This is a genomic window from Glaciihabitans sp. dw_435 (assembly GCF_018449675.1).
In the GTDB taxonomy this organism is placed as follows: domain Bacteria; phylum Actinomycetota; class Actinomycetes; order Actinomycetales; family Microbacteriaceae; genus Glaciihabitans.
In genome coordinates this window covers 1-16,858 of sequence record NZ_JAAVUZ010000004.1, presented here as the reverse complement: position 1 = coordinate 16,858, position 16,858 = coordinate 1, and the positions used below count along the sequence as shown (strand labels likewise).

General features: G+C 65.8%; 11 protein-coding genes. 6 read left to right on the top strand and 5 right to left on the bottom strand.

What is annotated here, in order from left to right; translation table 11 throughout:
* Positions 1–54: 54 nt before the first annotated feature.
* Together glgX and ybaK are read left to right on the top strand one after the other, a co-directional pair.
* Entirely contained in the window at positions 55–2,103 is a 2,049-nt protein-coding gene (gene glgX, locus HB677_RS06885) for a glycogen debranching protein GlgX (RefSeq protein ID WP_213814956.1), read from the top strand.
* A gap of 34 nt (positions 2,104–2,137) precedes the next feature.
* Complete coding sequence (ybaK, locus tag HB677_RS06880) at positions 2,138–2,614, top strand: Cys-tRNA(Pro) deacylase (protein WP_213814955.1); 477 nt, start codon at positions 2,138–2,140, stop codon at positions 2,612–2,614.
* 28 nt (positions 2,615–2,642) lie between these two features.
* On the opposite strand, the gene HB677_RS06875 is transcribed toward ybaK, so the two are convergent.
* The 3 genes from HB677_RS06875 to glgP all read right to left on the bottom strand — a co-directional run bounded on the left by HB677_RS06875 (position 2,643) and on the right by glgP (position 6,202).
* Complete coding sequence (locus HB677_RS06875; protein WP_213814954.1) at positions 2,643–3,077, bottom strand: hypothetical protein; 435 nt, start codon at positions 3,075–3,077, stop codon at positions 2,643–2,645.
* 78 nt (positions 3,078–3,155) lie between these two features.
* Complete coding sequence (locus HB677_RS06870) at positions 3,156–3,650, bottom strand: hypothetical protein (RefSeq protein WP_213814953.1); 495 nt, start codon at positions 3,648–3,650, stop codon at positions 3,156–3,158.
* The gene (gene glgP / locus HB677_RS06865; RefSeq protein ID WP_213814952.1) at positions 3,647–6,202 is read right to left on the bottom strand and encodes an alpha-glucan family phosphorylase; all 2,556 of its coding nucleotides are present in this window, start codon (positions 6,200–6,202) and stop codon (positions 3,647–3,649) included. Before glgP ends, HB677_RS06870 begins: the two co-directional genes overlap by 4 nt.
* Before the next feature lie 83 nt (positions 6,203–6,285).
* Here glgP and HB677_RS06860 point away from each other — a divergent pair, with 83 nt between their 5' ends.
* Together HB677_RS06860 and glgB are read left to right on the top strand one after the other, a co-directional pair.
* Entirely contained in the window at positions 6,286–8,337 is a 2,052-nt protein-coding gene (locus HB677_RS06860; RefSeq protein ID WP_374193792.1) for an alpha-1,4-glucan--maltose-1-phosphate maltosyltransferase, read from the top strand.
* Entirely contained in the window at positions 8,337–10,547 is a 2,211-nt protein-coding gene (gene glgB / locus HB677_RS06855; protein WP_213814951.1) for a 1,4-alpha-glucan branching protein GlgB, read from the top strand. Before HB677_RS06860 ends, glgB begins: the two co-directional genes overlap by 1 nt.
* A gap of 76 nt (positions 10,548–10,623) precedes the next feature.
* Here glgB and HB677_RS06850 read toward each other — a convergent pair whose 3' ends face one another.
* Positions 10,624–11,529, bottom strand: a complete 906-nt coding sequence (locus tag HB677_RS06850) for a co-chaperone YbbN (RefSeq protein WP_213814950.1) — start codon at positions 11,527–11,529, stop codon at positions 10,624–10,626.
* Positions 11,526–13,298 carry a hypothetical protein gene (locus HB677_RS06845; RefSeq protein ID WP_213814949.1) on the bottom strand — a complete coding sequence of 591 codons (1,773 nt, stop codon included), beginning with the start codon at positions 13,296–13,298 and terminating at the stop codon, positions 11,526–11,528. Before HB677_RS06845 ends, HB677_RS06850 begins: the two co-directional genes overlap by 4 nt.
* A 266-nt stretch (positions 13,299–13,564) precedes the next feature.
* On the opposite strand from HB677_RS06845, the gene HB677_RS06840 reads away from it, so the two are divergent.
* The gene (locus HB677_RS06840) at positions 13,565–15,781 is read left to right on the top strand and encodes a hypothetical protein (RefSeq protein ID WP_213814948.1); all 2,217 of its coding nucleotides are present in this window, start codon (positions 13,565–13,567) and stop codon (positions 15,779–15,781) included.
* A gap of 32 nt (positions 15,782–15,813) precedes the next feature.
* A partial coding sequence (locus HB677_RS06835; protein WP_213814947.1) for an AI-2E family transporter occupies positions 15,814–16,858 on the top strand: 1,045 nt, incomplete at its 3' end.

Genomic DNA, 16,858 nt, shown 5'->3' with positions numbered 1-16,858 from the left:
GGGTTCACGCGGCTCGTAACATAGCCGACTCGCGTGTTAACTACTCTAGATCGCATGCCTGCATCCGATCCGCTGCGTAACCTCGGCGTCAGAATGACCTCCCGTGGCGGTGAAGCGCGTGTGTGGTCCGAGCACGCGACCGCGATGGAATTGTGCCTCTTTGACGAACGGGATGCCGCGTGGCTCGGGAACTCCGTTCCCATGACGCGCGAACCCTCCGGCGTCTGGGTCGGGCGATCCAAGCTTCTGGTGCCCGGCATGCGCTACTCGATCCGCGCGACCGGCCCCACCGGACCCACCCACGCCTTCGATCCCTCCCGCAACCTCATCGATCCGTACGCGCGGGGACTTGCGCGAACGACGTCCGGTGAGTGGCGCTCGTACGTGCAGGATGACGCGTTCGACTGGGGCGACGTCGTCAAACCGAAGATCCCGCTCGACCACACGGTGCTGTACGAGACGCACGTTCGCGGCCTGACCCGGGCCAACCCCTCCGTTCCCGAGGAGCTGCGCGGCACGTACGCGGGCCTCGCGCACGAGAGCACCATCGCGTACCTCAAGGACCTCGGGGTAACGACGGTCGAGCTGCTGCCGATCCATCAGTCGGTGAGCGAGCAGCGCCTGATCAAGCAGGGGCTCGTCAACTACTGGGGCTACAACACCCTCAACTTCTTCACCCCGCAGTCGAGTTACGCCTCGCGGGCCGCGCAGGTGGGCGGCACCGGTGCCGTGTTGCGCGAGTTCAAGGGCATGGTGCGGCTGCTGCACGAGGCCGGGCTCGAGGTCGTGCTCGACGTCGTCTACAACCACACGGCAGAGGAGGGCCCCGGCGGCCCCACCACGTCGCTGCGCGGTTTGGACAACGCGTCGTACTACCGCCAGATGGACGACGGCGACTACATCGACGTCACCGGGTGCGGAAACACCGTGAACTTCGCCCTACCCGCGGCGCAGCGGCTCGTGCTGGACAGCCTCCGGTACTGGGCTAACGAGGTGCAGATCGATGGGTTCCGTTTCGATCTCGCCGCCACGCTCGGACGCGATGAAAACGTTGACTTCGACCCGGAGCATCCGCTTCTCGACGCCATTTTGCACGACCCCGCACTGGAGGGCGTGAAGATGATCGCCGAGCCCTGGGATGTGGGCATGGGCGGGTGGCAGGTCGGTAACTTCCCGGATGGGTTCCAGGAGTGGAACGACGGCTACCGCGACCGCGCACGCGATTTCTGGCTCACCGACGTCGCCGCAGCGCGGCACCATGGCTCCGCAGCGCAGGGCATCGGCGGCTTTGCGCGGCGGCTCGCCGGGTCCGCCCACGTGTTCTCCGAGAAGCGCGGGCCGCTGGCCTCCGTCAACTTCATCACCGCGCACGACGGCTTCACCATGGCCGACCTGACCGCCTACAACCAGAAGCACAACCTGGGCAACGGTGAGAACAACAGGGACGGCACCGACAACAACCACTCGTTCAACCACGGCGTAGAGGGTCCAACGTCGGACACCGACGTGCTGCACTCGCGCCGGAAGGCGATCCGCAACCTGCTCGGAACGCTGCTGCTGTCGGCGGGTGTGCCCATGCTCACGGCCGGCGACGAGTATGGCCGCAGCCAGCGCGGAAACAACAACGCCTACTGCCTGGACAGCGAGCTGACCTGGCTCAGCTGGGGCAAGCGCGAACCGTGGCAGGAGGATCTCTGGAAGGTTGCGCAGCGGCTGCTGCGACTCCGGCACGAGAACCCGGCGCTCCGGCCCGTGCGGTTCGGTCGGTTCGGCGAGACGGTCCCGTCGTCCAACCAGATGGACTGGTACAACACCGAGGGCCTGTCGATGAGCGACCGCGACTGGAACTCCCCCACGGCCCGCACGCTCCAGTACGTCGCCGCCTCGACCCCCGAGGTCGAGGAGTTCAACCGCATCCTGCTCATCGTGCACGGCATGGAGGACGACATCACCGTCACCCTCCCGGAACACGCCGACGTGACCGGCTACACCCTGCTGTGGGACTCGGCCACGGACGATCTCTCGTCGGCGGAGCTCGAGCACGGTCCGGGGAGCGAACTGCTCATGTCGGGCACGTCGATGCGCCTGTTCCGCGCGCACTGACGCGCTTTCGCGCACCTCGTGGAAAGCTAGGGTCATGGCTCTCGGAACCCCCGCCACCGTGGCACTGACCACCGCGGGCATCTCGTTCACCCCGCACGCATACGAGCACGACGCCGCCAACCGCAACTTCGGCGAGGAGGCGGCGTCCGCGCTGGGGCTCGACCCCGAGCAGGTCTTCAAGACCCTTCTCGCCGATGTCGATGGCCGCCTTGTCGTCGCGATCGTGCCGGTGACGGGCAAGCTCGACCTGGGTGCGCTCGCCGCCGCCATCGGCGGTAAGCGCGCGGGAATGGCAGACCCGAAGGTCGCCGAACGCAAGACGGGCTACGTCGTGGGCGGGATAAGCCCGATCGGCCAGAAGACCCGGCTGACAACGGTTCTCGACGAGACCGCTGAGCTGTTCGACACGGTGTTCGTCTCAGGTGGGAGGCGGGGCTTCGACATAGAAATCGCGCCCGCCGACCTCACTGAGGTGACGGGCGCGATCATCGCCGCCATCGCGCGGGATTAGAGCAGCGCGGCCGGCGAGAACATGCTGCTTACTTGCAGACGGTACCGAGGTCGGTGAACGTCGTCTGCAGCGAGGTGGAGCTCGCGGTCAGCTTGGTGGCATCGGCCGAGGCGGGGTCGGTGGCGTAGGACTTGATGTCTGCGGCGAACGCCTTGAGCGAGTCATCCGCTGCCGTCGCCGACTTCTTGACCTTCGCGTTGGTGACCTTGTCGAGGTTGGCCGAGAACGCGGTCGACAGCTTGTCGATGGCCGCGGATGCCGCGGTCGGGTCGCTCGCGAGGGTGGAGAGGCTGCTGGAGAGGTCGGAGGAGATCTCGCTCATTCCCGTCTGCAATTCCTTACACGCGTCCGCCTGGCTCTGCGACGCGGGAGCGGAGCTTCCGCTCGAGCACCCGGTGAGAAGAACCGCGGCAAGGGCGATTCCGCCGAGCAACGAGCCGGTGGTCATGCGTGTAATAGCCAATGTGTTTCTCCCTGTGAGTTTCTTAAGTGCAAGAAATGTCACCTTAGCAGGGGGTAGAACGCACGGATTAACGCAGCATTAACCGCAGACGTCCTGTAACGCGGTGAAAGCAGTCTGCACACCGACGGCGCTCGTGGACAGCGTCAGGGCCGTCGAGTCGGGCGACTGCGCCGCGTACTTGTCGACCTCTGTCGCCAGGTCACCGAGGGCGGTGACGGCCGTCTGTGCAAGGGGTCCCACGGTGTCATTGGTCACGGTGCGTGCGTTGGCCGCGTACTGGTCGACGACCTTATGAATCGAGACGGATGCCCCGGCCGGATCGCTCGACAGGTTGTTGATGCCGTCCGCCAGCTGGGTCTGCAGCGATCCCATTCCCACCTCGAGCGCGGCGCAGGCCTGCGCCTCCGTCTGAACGGCCGCCGTGGGCAACGCTTCTGGTGGGATCGTGGCCGACGCGCTCGGCGTCGAGGGCGAACCGCTGTCCGCGGGAGTGCACCCGACGAGGGACACCGCGATGACCGCTGCGCACCCCGCCGCGGCGAACCACGCCCGCGCGGTCGCCGGACGACTCAATGGGCGACCGCGATCAGACCAAGCTCCGCGGGGGTCGCGAGCAGGTCACTGGAGGGAACCACCCGCACGTTGTAGCCGAAACTGCCCGGGCGCTGCAACGTGACCGTACCCGTAAACACCGCCGGCTGCCCCGGCTCGCGGGACGCAAAGGTCAGGGACTGGCGCTGGATGCCCGCGAGTCGGTCGCCCTCCTTGGCGCGACCGTACACGACCTCCACCTTGATGTCTTCGGGGTTCAGTCTGCCGAGTTCGACAAGGGCTCGCACGTGCAGCGAGTCGCCCACCTGGGGAACCGCGTCAACGCCGCCGGACTCGACGTGGGTGACCTGCACACTCGGCCAGGCGGCGCGCACGCGTTCCTTCCACTCCGACAGGTCCCGCGCCGGCTGGTACGAGTCGGCGCTGATGGCGTGCTCCGCGTGGGCCGCGGGGATGTACAGACGGTTGACGTACTCCTGCACCATCCGGTCTGCGCTGAGCGGCTGCGACAGGGTCGAGAGGGTGTGGCGAATCGATGCAACCCAGCGGGTCGGCACGTCGTCCTCGTTGCGGTCGTAGAACCGCGGGGCGATCTGGTGCTCGATGAGGTCGTACATGGCATCGGCTTCGAGCTTGTCGCGCTCGGCACCGTCACCGGCGCTGTCGGCGGTCGGGATGGCCCAGCCGTTTTCCTTGTCGTAGAACTCTGCCCACCACCCATCGAGAATCGACAGGTTGAGCGACCCGTTCAGCGCGGCCTTCATTCCGCTGGTGCCGCAGGCTTCGAGCGGTCGCAGCGGGTTGTTGAGCCAGACGTCCGTTCCCGGGTACAGCAGCTGCGCCATGGCGATGTCATAGTTCGGCAGGAAGACGATGCGATGACGCACGTCGACACCGGATGCGAACTCGACGAGCTTCTGGATCAGCGCCTTGCCCTCGTCGTCGGCGGGGTGGGACTTGCCGGCGATCACGATCTGGATGGGACGGGTCGGGTGCAGCAGCAGCGAGCGCAGCCGGTCCTCGTCGTGCAGCATGAGGGTGAGTCGCTTGTAGGTTGGAACGCGGCGAGCGAAGCCGATCGTGAGGATCGACGGATCCAACAGGGTGTTGATGTAGGCGGGGTCCCCGACGCCCGGGTTCTCTTCCTGCCAGGCCGCCGACACGCGGTTGCGCGCGTCGGTCACGAGCTGCTGACGCATGTCGCCGCGGACGCGCCACAGGTCGGCGTCGGTGACGGACGGGGAGTTCCAGTCGGCGGTGGTCGTCTCGGTCGTGCCGAGCCGGTCGGAGGCCAGCTCCAGCAGCAGAGGATCGGTCCACGTCGGCGCGTGAACGCCGTTCGTCACCGAGGTGATGGGCACATCGTCCTGGTCGAAGTCGGGCCAAAGCTTGCCGAACATGCCGCGCGACACGTCGCCGTGCAGCTTCGAGACACCGTTGGCGCGCTGCCCAAGGCGCAGGCCCATGACTGCCATGTTGAACGTGTCCGGCGTTCCGCCCGCGTAGTTCTCCGCGCCGAGCGTCAGGACCTCGTCGAGCGCGACGCCCGGAAGCAGGTCTGTGGAGAAGTACCGGGTGATGAGGGAGGCTTCGAACCTGTCGATTCCCGCGGGAACCGGGGTGTGCGTCGTGAACACCGTTCCGGCACGCACGACCTGCAGTGCCTCGTCGAAGGAAAGTCCGGCGCCGATCAGATCGCTGATGCGCTCCAGCCCGAGGAACCCCGCGTGTCCCTCGTTGGTGTGGAATACCTCCGGAACCGGCGCCGAGGTCAGTTCCGTGAATGCCTTGATCGCACGAACTCCGCCGATGCCAAGGAGCAGCTCCTGCAGCAGGCGATGCTCTCCCCCGCCGCCGTACAGACGGTCGGTGACCGAGCGCAGGGTCTCCTCGTTCTCGGGGATGTCCGTGTCCAGCAGCAGCAGTTTGATTCGGCCGACCGCGACCACCCAGATGCGCGCGGACAGTGCGCGGCCCTCGGGAAGGGCGAGCGTGACGATGACCGCGGTGCCGTCGGGGTTGCGCAGGACGCTGAGCGGAAGACCATCGGGATCGAGCACCGGATAGGTCTCCTGCTGCCACCCTTCGCGGGAAATGGCCTGGCGGAAGTATCCCGCTCGATAGAAGAGGCCCACTCCGATGATGGGGACACCCAGGTCGGACGCACTCTTCAGGTGGTCACCGGCGAGGATTCCCAGGCCGCCCGAGTATTGCGGAAGAGCGGCGGCGATGCCGAACTCCGGCGAGAAATACGCGATCGACTCCGGGGCATCCGTCAACGACTGGTACCACCGTGGATTGTGGAGATAGGCGTGAAGGTCATCACGCAGGGAGTTCGCGCGATCCACGAAGCCCTGGTCGGAGGCGAGCTCCTGAAGTCGCGCAGGCTCCACCGCGCCGAGAAGGCCGACAGGATCGTGCCCGATCTCGTCCCATACCGCGGGTTCGATCGACGCGAAGAGCTGTCGCGTGGGATGGTGCCATGACCATCGCAGGTTAGTAGCAAGTTCCTCAAGCGATGTCAACGCCTCGGGAAGTACGGTGTGCACTGTAAATCGTCGGATTGCCTTCACCCTTGCAAGACTATGCGAGCAACATGGGCCTGGGGCAAATCTAACCTGAACGTTCACGCGGGTTTTAGCGGTACGGTCGGATTGTGGCCAAACTCGATGACGGCGTAGCCGCCGTACAAACAAAAAGCGCAACCAACAACTCTTACGAGCCTCGAATCGGCAGAATACCGATCCGACATCTTCTTCCGCAGCAGCCGGAGAACCGCTGGCCCGCCAAGGCGTATGCCGGCGAGGTCATTCCTTTTAAGGCGACAGTGTTCCGCGAAGGACACGACCTTCTCGGCGTCGACCTGCTGCTCGTCGACCCCGAGGGTGCCGAGAGCCGGCACCGCATGCGTCCCGTGGAGCCCGGTACGGACCGCTGGCAGGCGGACGTGCAGGTGCCCGAGGCCGGCGAATGGCGTTACACGATTCGCGCCTACAGCGACGACTGGGCCAGCTGGTTGCACAACGCAGAAATCAAGGTGCCCGCCGGCATGGATGTGGAACTGATGTTCCGCATGGGAGTCGACCTCCTCAAGCGTGCCAGCGGCGAAACCAAGCCGACCCCGGCAATCCTCAAGGACACCATCCGGGTGTTCAAGGACCAAAAGCTCACGCCCGCAGTGCGCCTGAGCGCGGCGACGGACGCGCGACTGATCGCGCTCCTCGAAGTCACTCCCATTGCGAGCCTCGTGACCGACAGCGACCAGCTCGTGCTGCGCGTCGAGCGCACCCGCGCGGGAGTCGGTAGCTGGTACGAGTTCTTCCCCCGCAGCGAAGGTGCCCGCAAGGACAAGGACGGCCAGTGGGAGTCGGGCACGTTCCGCACCGCCGCCGCGCGGCTGCCCGCGATCGCCCAGATGGGCTTCGACGTGGTGTACCTGCCGCCGATTCATCCGATCGGAAAGACCTTCCGCAAGGGCCCGAACAACTCGCTCGACCCCGCCCCGGGAGATCCCGGATCGCCCTGGGCCATCGGCAGCGCGGCGGGCGGCCACGACGCCATCCACCCGGAGCTCGGCACCATCGACGACTTCTCCGCCTTCCTCGAGAGCGCGCGTAAGCACAACCTTGAGATCGCCATCGACCTGGCGCTGCAGTGCTCGCCGGACCACCCGTGGGTCAAGGAGCACCCGGAATGGTTCACGTCGCTGCCCGACGGAAGCATCGCGTATGCGGAAAACCCGCCGAAGAAGTACCAGGACATCTACCCGATCAACTTCGACAACGATCCCATCGGCCTGCGCGAAGAGATACTCCGCATCGTCAGGTACTGGATCGGCGTCGGTGTCCACATCTTCCGCGTGGATAACCCGCACACCAAGCCGCTCCAGTTCTGGGAATGGCTGATCCACGAGATCAACATCGAGTTCCCCGACGTGATCTTCCTCGCGGAGGCGTTCACCCGCCCCGCAATGATGCAGTCCCTCGGCGCCGTCGGATTCCAGCAGTCCTACACGTACTTCACGTGGCGCAACACGAAGGTCGAGCTCGAGGAGTTCTTCTCGAGCCTGAGTCACGAGACGAGCGACTTCATGCGCCCGAACCTCTTCGTAAACACCCCCGACATTCTCACCGAGTACCTCCAGTTCGGTGGCCCCGCCGCGTACAAGATCCGCGCAGCACTCGCCGCGACGGCAGCCCCCACCTGGGGTGTGTACTCCGGATACGAGCTGTTCGAAGACGTGGCACGTCCCGGCAGCGAGGAGAACATCGACAACGAGAAGTTCGAGTTCAAGCCACGCGACTACGCCAAGGCCGAGAAGATGGGTGCATCGCTCGCGCCCTACCTCGCGAAGCTGAACAAGATCCGCGCGGGTCATCCCGCCCTCCGTCAGCTGCGCAACCTCGAGGTGCACTGGAGCGACGACGACTCGATGCTCGTCTACTCGAAGTTCCTTCCGGCGCAGTTCACCCGGCCGGGCAAGCCCGACGGCATCATCGTCGTGGCGAACGTCGACCCGCACTCGGTGCGGGAGACCACCGTGCATCTTGACCTGACGAAGCTCGGTCTCGAGCCCGGCAGCACCTTCGATGTCAAAGACCTGATCACCGACCAACGATTCACCTGGGGCACCGACAACTACGTCAGACTCGACGCGTTTACGGAGCCCGTCCACATTCTCGCTATCGACTACACGAAAGGCAGCTGATGGCTCAGACGCACGCGTTCCCGGAACTGCATCCCGGCCTCGTCACCTCCCTCGTCAGCGGGAGCCACCCGCGCCCGCACGAGACGCTCGGACAGCACCCCGTTGAGGGAGGCTTCGTCATCCGTGCCGTGCGCCCGCTCGCGTGGAGCGTCACTGCCGTGCAGGCAGACGGCACCCGCATCAAGCTCGCACACCTCTCCGAAGGCCTGTGGCAGGGCTTCGCCGCCGGACCGGGGCAGGCGTACACGCTCGAGACCAGCTACGACAACGGACCCGCCTGGGTGATGGATGACCCGTACCGCTTCGTCCCCTCGGTGGGAGAGGTTGACCTCTACCTCTGGGGCGAGGGCCGCCACGAACAGATCTGGAACGTGCTGGGCGCTCACTACCGTCCGCACGAGGGGGTCGAGGGCACCTCGTTCAGCGTCTGGGCTCCGCACGCCATCGCGGTGCGCGTGCTCGGTGACTTCAACAGCTGGGACGGCGTGCTCTACCCGATGCGCCGGCTCGACAACAACGGCGTGTGGGAGCTGTTCGTTCCGGGGCTCACGCCCGGCAACACCTACAAGTTCGAGCTGCAGACCGCCACCGGTGAGTGGGTTCGCCGCGCGGACCCCATGGCCCGCCACACCGAGCACCCGCCGGCAACGGCCTCCGTGGTCGCCGAGACGCACCACGTGTGGGACGACGCCGCCTGGCTCGCCACCCGCGGCGCGACCGACGTGCTCAACTCCCCGATGAGCGTCTACGAAATGCACGTCGGGTCGTGGCGTCCGGGACTCGGATACCGTGACCTCGCTGACCAGCTGATCGAGTACCTGACCGAGACGGGGTTCACCCACGTCGAGTTCATGCCGCTGGCCGAGCACCCCTTCGGCGGATCCTGGGGCTACCAGGTCACGGGCTACTACGCGCCCACCAGCCGCTTCGGCTCCCCCGACGACCTCAAGTACCTCATCGACCGTCTGCACCGCGCCGGCTTCGGCGTGATCATGGACTGGGTGCCCGGCCACTTTCCCAAGGACGAGTGGGCGCTCGCCAAGTTCGACGGCCAGCCGCTGTACGAGCACTCCGACCCGCGCCGCGGTGAGCAGCCCGACTGGGGCACGCTCATCTTCAACTTCGGTGACTCCCAGGTGCGCAACTTCCTGGTGGCCAACGCGTTGTACTGGCTGGAGGAGTTCCACATCGACGGACTTCGCGTCGACGCCGTGGCATCCATGCTGTACCTGGACTACTCCCGTGAGGGCGACGACTGGCTGCCCAACAAGTACGGCGGACGCGAGAACCTCGAGGCCATCAGCTTCCTGCAGGAGGTCAACGCCACCGCGTACAAGCGCAACCCCGGCATCGTGATGATCGCCGAGGAGTCGACGTCGTGGGGCGGAGTCACCGCTCCCACCGAGAACGAGGGCCTCGGGTTCGGCGTCAAGTGGAACATGGGCTGGATGCACGACTCGCTCAAGTACATGCAGTTCGACCCGATGTACCGCTCGCACCACCACAACGACATCACCTTCAGCTTCCTCTATGCGTTCAGCGAGAACTTCCTGCTGCCGATCAGCCACGACGAGGTCGTGCACGGCAAGGGATCGCTGCTGGCGAAGATGCCCGGTGACCAGTGGCAGAAGCTCGCGAACGTGCGGGCCTACCTCGCGTTTATGTGGGCACACCCCGGCAAGCAGCTGCTGTTCATGGGCAGCGAGTTCGGTCAGCCGTCGGAGTGGAGCGAGCAGCGCGGACTCGACTGGTGGATTCTCGACCAGCCCGTGCACCAGGGTCTGCTCAAGCTCGTGTCGCAGCTCAACACCGTCTACAAGGCCGAGGGCGCCCTCTGGAGCCAGGACAACAGCGCTGCCGGGTTCGAGTGGCTCGAGGGCGGCGACGCGGCGAACAACGTCATCTCCTTCCTACGTTGGGATACCGATGGCCAGCCGATCGCCGTGCTGATGAACTTCAGCGGCACCCCCGTCAACTACCGGTCCGGACTCCCCTTCGCCGGCACCTGGGACGAATTGCTCAACACCGATGCGGCCGAATACGGCGGCTCGGGTGTTGGCAACTTCGGCTCGGTCGAAGCGACGGATGAGCCGTGGGCCGGTCGTCCCGCGTCCGCACAGCTCACGCTTCCGCCGCTGGCCGGACTCTGGCTGAAGCTGCGCAAGGATGAGCCCGCGGCACTGACGTCGGGGATTGACCCCGCCATCTAGCCACATCACTCCTGCACGGCAAAGGGCCCCTCGTCGAGTGACGAGGGGCCCTTTTCGTGTGCTGCCTTACGGTGAGCTAGTACAGAAGCGCCGTGAGGCGGCGGCGAGCTGCAATGACGCGCGGGTCATCCGCTCCCGTAATTTCGAAGAATTCAAGCAGGCGCGTGCGTACGGCGTTCTTGCCGTCAGCGTCGAGGCTCGGGAAGAGCGTCAGCAGCCGGTCAAAGGCGTCGTCGAGGTGTCCACCGCTGACGTCGAGGTCGGCGACGGCCAGTTGCGCGTCGACGTCGGACGGGGCGGATGCCGCGGCGGCACGAATTTCGTCGAAGCTAGCGCCGTCCAACCGGTGCAGGAGCGACACCTGCGCGAGGCCGGCGACGGCGAGGGTGTCACGCGGGTTCTGCGCGATGGCCGTTTTGTACTCGCCGATGGCTGCCTCGTAGTCACCGGCAGCGATGGCGTCGTAGGCCTCCTGGTGGTGCGGGGGCAGGGGCTCCTCGACGGGCTCGGGAGTCGGCACGCTGTCCCCCATGGGAACGGTGCCTGTGACGTTGTTTTGTGCGGCGAGTTCCAGAACCTGGTCGAGGACCGTCCGCACCTCGGCATCGGGGTATTCGCCGACATACAGCTGGATGGGGCGTCCGCCGACGACCGCGGCAACCGTCGGAACCTGCTGCACGTTGAACGCCTGCACGAGCTGCGGGTTCGAGGTGCCCTCGATGGTAGCCAGTACCAGTCGTCCCCCGTACTGCTCGATGAGCGGTCCGAGCGTTGACTCGACGCCCTGGCCGTAAAACTCCACGACGACCGGCACGGTGTTCGACAGCTCGAGAACCTGGGTGAACGTGGCGTCGGTGGCGGACAGCACAACCGTGGAGCTACCGGCGGGCGGTGCTACCGGCGCCGGACGCGGGTTAACGAGGGACGAGAGGTCGACCGCGCCACGGAGGCTGGCCGGTGAGAGAGGAGGAACGTTGGTCACTTCTTCTTGTACTCCTTGGCTGAGATCAAACCCTGGGTGAAACCGAGCAAAACTATCTTGCTCGGTTCTTCGGCAGACGGTACGTAGAACAACAGTTGATCGCTGTACGTCGTGACGATGCCCTTGGTGGACTTGGCCTTGCCCAGCAGTGACGCGACGGCGCCCTTGGAACTGATGGCGGCGCCGCTCGACACGGGGGTCACCGTCTCGGTCTCATTCAACTGCACCGTGACCAGCGCACCGGAGTTGTTCGTTGCCAGCGCAATGACGTCGCCGGTGCCAGGAGAGTTGGTGAACGTGATCTTCGCGGTCTTGGGAAGAGCCTTCTTCGTGGCCTGCTTCGCCGCGAGTCCCACGGCCGTGCGCAGCTCGTCACCGGCAGCCTGGAACGATGCGTAGGACGTGGACGCCTTGTCCTTCATGAGGATGTCACCATAGGCGGCGGCAATCTTGCCCGGCTCCATCTGCGGGAACTTGTTGTCGAGACCGAGCTGGGCGGCACCCACGTTGGCCGCGGCGACCCCCGGGATTACTGCGTCGGCCGCCAGCGGCGTTGCGTACTCGACCTTGTAATTCGAGCGGGCGTCGGCCTGCACCAGCATGAGGGCCATCGGGGCGACCGTGGTGTCGGTCTCGTCCTGTACAACGACGAAGACCGAGCGCGGCCAGGTGTCCGTCTGCTGCGGCAGACTCAGCTTGATCGGGCCCGGAAGGATCGCGGTGGCACCCGGGAGCTTGGAGTTGGCCTTACGCACGGTGTAATTGGCCAGACGCAGTTCGAGCGCCGGTCCGGTCATCCGCGTCGCAATCAATTTCTTGTCGAGGTCGCTGTCGGACTTCGCCGTGACGGTGCTGATGTCGCGCACGATCGAAACGATCTGCGCCTCGGTGACGGCAGGCGGCAGCACGACAGTGGTGGGTGTTTCGGTGGCAGTTGCGGTCGGCGTGGCCGCCGCCTTGCCGGTCAGCGCGGGGAGGATGTCCGTGGTGCAGCCCGTGAGCGCGAGCGCGCCAACGAGAAGAACGGGCACAACGGCGATCGACCGACGGGTCGCCCGGCGTCCCTTGGGAGCGGCGATCGCCTTGGCGTTGGCCTTCTTGGGCTTGTAGCGGGGCTGCCGCGGCAACTTGGGCATCTTGGGCTGCTTCGGCGGCGTGCGTCGCGGACCGCGGGAGTTGCGCATGTGGGTCAGCGCCCAGATGAGCAGGCCGAGGCCGAGGAGCAACAGTGCGGCACCGGCCGCCAGAAGCGGACCCGACCACGGGGTCGAGTTGTCGAGGGGCCAGCGGATGGTGACGTCAGCCGGGGCCGCGTCCACACCGTTCGACACGGCGATGACGGAAACGTCGTCGGGGAGGTTTGCACGGAACTGCAGGCTGTCGACCGCGTTGTATTCCTTCAGCCACAGGTCGGAACCGGCGAGGGTCGGGACCTCGGTGGCATCGCCCTCCACCACCTTCGACACCAGCTTGCCGGTCTTCTCATCGAAGGTGACGTGGTTGTAGGTGGTCGTACCAACCCAGCCGAGCACGTCGGTGGTGCGCCCGTAGGCGGCGCTGATCTTGGTGGCACCGGACAGCGTCACCGTCTGGCCCTGCGGGTGTGCGCCGAGCGCTGATCCGTCGATGACGGTCACCGCGGCGGGGCTCGCCTGGCTGGTCTTCGCGACGACCTCATCGGGTCCCGCAAAGATGGTGCGCTGGCCGATCCCAATTCCCATGAGGACGGCAGCGAGCACAAAACTAATGATGGCGAGTACAAATCGCACGGATTACTCCTTTCGTGCTGCCCTGCCCAGTAAGTGGTGTTAGCACCCTCCGCCGGAATTCACTCGGCCGCTCGCACCGGGGCGAGAGGAGGGATCTATCGGAGAACTCTTCCGTAGATAGCAGCATCAAAGACGTTCAAGAATAGCCGACGGGCCGTGGTACCACCTAACGTCGGCACTGGGAATGCTCTGACAACACGTTTAGTGTCGCGCAACCTCCCGTCGCTAAACTCGTCAGAGTTTTACTGGATATAGAGGAGAACCCCGTGGCTGCAGACGACGCAGATTTCGGAATCGAGCTTCGCGGCTACAAAAAGGACGAGGTCAACAAGGCCGTCCAGGACCTTCGGCGTGAGCTGATCAAGGCCAACGCCGACCGCGCGGAAGCGGCCAAAGAGGTCAGGCGCCTCAGCGCTGTGGCCGAAGACCTGCAGGCCGAGCTCGACGAAGCCGGTACTCCCACCTACTCCGGTCTCGGCACAAAGCTCGAGACGACCCTGCGCATGGCGGAGGAGCAGTCCACCCGTCTGATCAGCCAGGCGGACATCGACGCCGAGAAGCTGCGCAGCCAGGTGCAGGGCGAAGTGTCGCGCCTGGTTCAGGATGCCTCGGAGTCCGCCGATCGCGTGCTGTCCGATGCCACCGCGGCCGCCGCCGCCGCGCGTGAGTCCGCCCGCGCGGAGGCCGAGGACACCGTCGCCCGCGCGACCGCCGAAGCTGAACTCCTCATCAACGAGGCGGTTCGTGAGGCCGCCGCTATCCGCGGTGCCGTCGCCACCGAAGCCGCGGAGATCCGGACGACCACCAAGCGCGAGACATCCGCCATCCGCGCAGCCGGCGAACGCGAGGTCGCCGAACTGAGCGCCGTCGCCGCGCGCGAGGCCAGCGAGGCGCGGGATGCCGCCGCCATTCTCGCTCGCGATACCGAGCAGGGCCGCTCGGACTACGAAAACGAAAACGCCCGGCTGCGCGGCGATCTTGCCCGTGACATCGAGCAGGGCCGCACCGATCTCACCCGCGAGCTGGAGACCACCCGCGCGGCCCTCGCCCTGGAAGTGGAGACGGCCCGCGCCCAGATCGCGCAGGAACTGGCAACGGGTCGCGAGCAGCTGGCAAACGAGTCCGAGGCCGCCCGCGCCCAGATCGCCAACGATGCGGACACCGCCCGCGCGTTGTTCGAGAACGAGATGGCCACCCGCCGGGCTGAGCTCGACAACGAGATCGACACCCGCCGGGCCGCGCTGGACACCGAGATCTCCGTGCGCACGACAGACGCCGACAATGACATCGTCGCGCGCCGGGCGGAGCTCGAGCACGAGATCGTCACCCGCCAGACGGAGCTCCACAACGAGACGGTGACCCGCCGTACCGAGCTGCTCAACGAGATCACCCTCGGACGCACGGAACTCGAAAACGAGACGACGACCGCGCGCACCGAGCTGGACAACGAGATCACCAGCGCCCGGACGGCGTTGGAAAACGAGATCACGTCTGCCCGCACGGAGCTCGACAACGAGGTCACCACGGCACGCACCGAACTCGATATCGAGATCACCACCGCGAAGTCCGAACTGGCGAACGACGTCACCACCGCCCGCACCGAGCTTGAGAATGAGATCGTCTCCCGGCGCGACGCGCTCGAGGCGGAGCTGCTGGCCGGACGCACCGCGCTGGAGAACGAACTCGCCGCGGGCCGGGCCGCCCTCGCCGCGGAGATCGCCGAAGCACGGATCATCCTCGACTCCCAGTCTGTCGAAGCTGCCTCTGTTATTGCCGCCGAGGCCGCGGGCATTCGTGCCGTGGTCGCCGCGGAGTCCGCGCAGCAGCGCACCGAACTGGCCGACGACCTGGCAACGGCGCGTGCCGCGCTCGATGTCGAGATCACCGAGGCCCGAAGCGCCCTGGTACACGATGTCGATAAGGAGCGAGCGGATGTCGCGCGCGACGTCGAGCGCCAGCGTGCGGAACTGGCGCAGGAGGCAGAAACCGTGCGGGCACGCCTCGCGTTCGAAACCGACGAGACGCTGACCACCCTCGCCCGCGACGCCGAGCAGGCCCGGGTCGACCTCGATGTCGAGCTGAAGGCCCGTCGCGACGAAGCAGAGAAGGATCTGCTCGCCAAGCACCAGGAAGCCACCGCCCAGATGCAGAAGTACCTGGACGAGGCAACCGCGCAGCTCACCGAGGCAACCCGCCGCGCGGCCGAGAAGCGCGCAGAGGCGGACGCCGCCGAAGCCAGCGCCAAGCTGGAGCTGACAACTGCCCGCGACCGCGCGAACGCCACGGCGACCGAGGTGCTCGAAAACGGCGAAGCACGTGCCAAGGCGATGATCGCCGATGCTGAGGCTCGCACGGCAAAGCTCGTCGAGGAAGCGGAAGACCGACTTTCCCAGATTCGTATCGAGCGCGAGGCCGTGGCTGGCTACTTCGAGAGCCTGCGCGGGGTATTGTCACAGGCAGAGAAGGTCAGTAACCAGGACTAGTCCCCCCGTATATACCGCCGCGAGAGGCACCGTTGAAGATTTCAAATTCGTTCCAGCTGGGTTTATTCGGCGGGCTGGGCGTCATTGTTGCCATCGGTATTGGTTCCGCCATCGGGAACCTGGCCACCATCCTCACCTATGTGGGAGCGGCGATCTTCATCGCGCTTGGACTCGATCCGCTGGTGTCGTTCCTGGAGAAGCGTAAGTGGCCGCGCGCGGTTGCCATCCTCACCGTTCTGGTGGGCGTCCTCGCCGTGTTCGCGGGTCTGGTCTTCGCAATCATTCCCGTGGTGTCCGAGCAGGTGTCCAACCTGGTCAAGCAGCTGCAGGACATCGTCCCCACCGTCTTCACGCCGACGTTCGCCAAGGACCTGCAGTCGTCTGTGCCGTGGCTCCCCGTGGACGACCTGCTCGATCAGCTCGACTCGTTCGTCAAGGGCCTGGACGTCCTCAGCATCGGTACGGGCATCCTGTCCGCCGGCGTCAGCATCTTCAACGGCCTGTTCGGCGTCGTCATCGTGCTGATCCTCACCCTGTACTTTGTCGCATCACTCGCCAGCATCAAGCGTGGCCTGTACCAGCTGGTGCCGGCCTCGAAGCGTGAGAAGTTCGTCGACATCGCCGAGCAGATCACGCGGGCCGTCGGTCGCTTCGTCATGGGCCAGGCCGCACTCGCCCTCGTCAACGGTGTGCTGAGCTTCATCGTCCTCACGTTCATCTTCCACGTGAAGTATTCGGCACTGCTTGCCTTCATCGCCCTGATCGGATCGCTGATTCCGCTGGTCGGAACCATCTCCGCCTCGGTCGTCATTTCCCTGAGCGTGCTGCTGTTCCAGGGCCCCGGATGGCAGGTCATCGCGGTCGCGATCTATTACCTGATCTACATGCAGGTCGAGGCATACGTGATCAACCCCCGCATCATGAACCAGGCAGTTCAGGTGCCCGGTGTGGTCGTGGTCATCGCGGCTCTCGCCGGTGGAACCCTGCTCGGGGTTCTCGGAGCCCTCGTCGCCATTCCGGTCGCCGCGGCCGTGCTGCTGATCTTCAAGCAGATCGTGATCCCGAAACAGAACACGA

Bases quoted from the DNA above. Each gene is read 5' to 3' on its own strand.
- glgX (WP_213814956.1), top strand. From the start codon at position 55: ATGCCTGCATCCGATCCGCTGCGTAACCTCGGCGTCAGAATGACCTCC.
- ybaK (WP_213814955.1), top strand. From the start codon at position 2,138: ATGGCTCTCGGAACCCCCGCCACCGTGGCACTGACCACCGCGGGCATC.
- glgB (WP_213814951.1), top strand. From the start codon at position 8,337: ATGGCTCAGACGCACGCGTTCCCGGAACTGCATCCCGGCCTCGTCACC.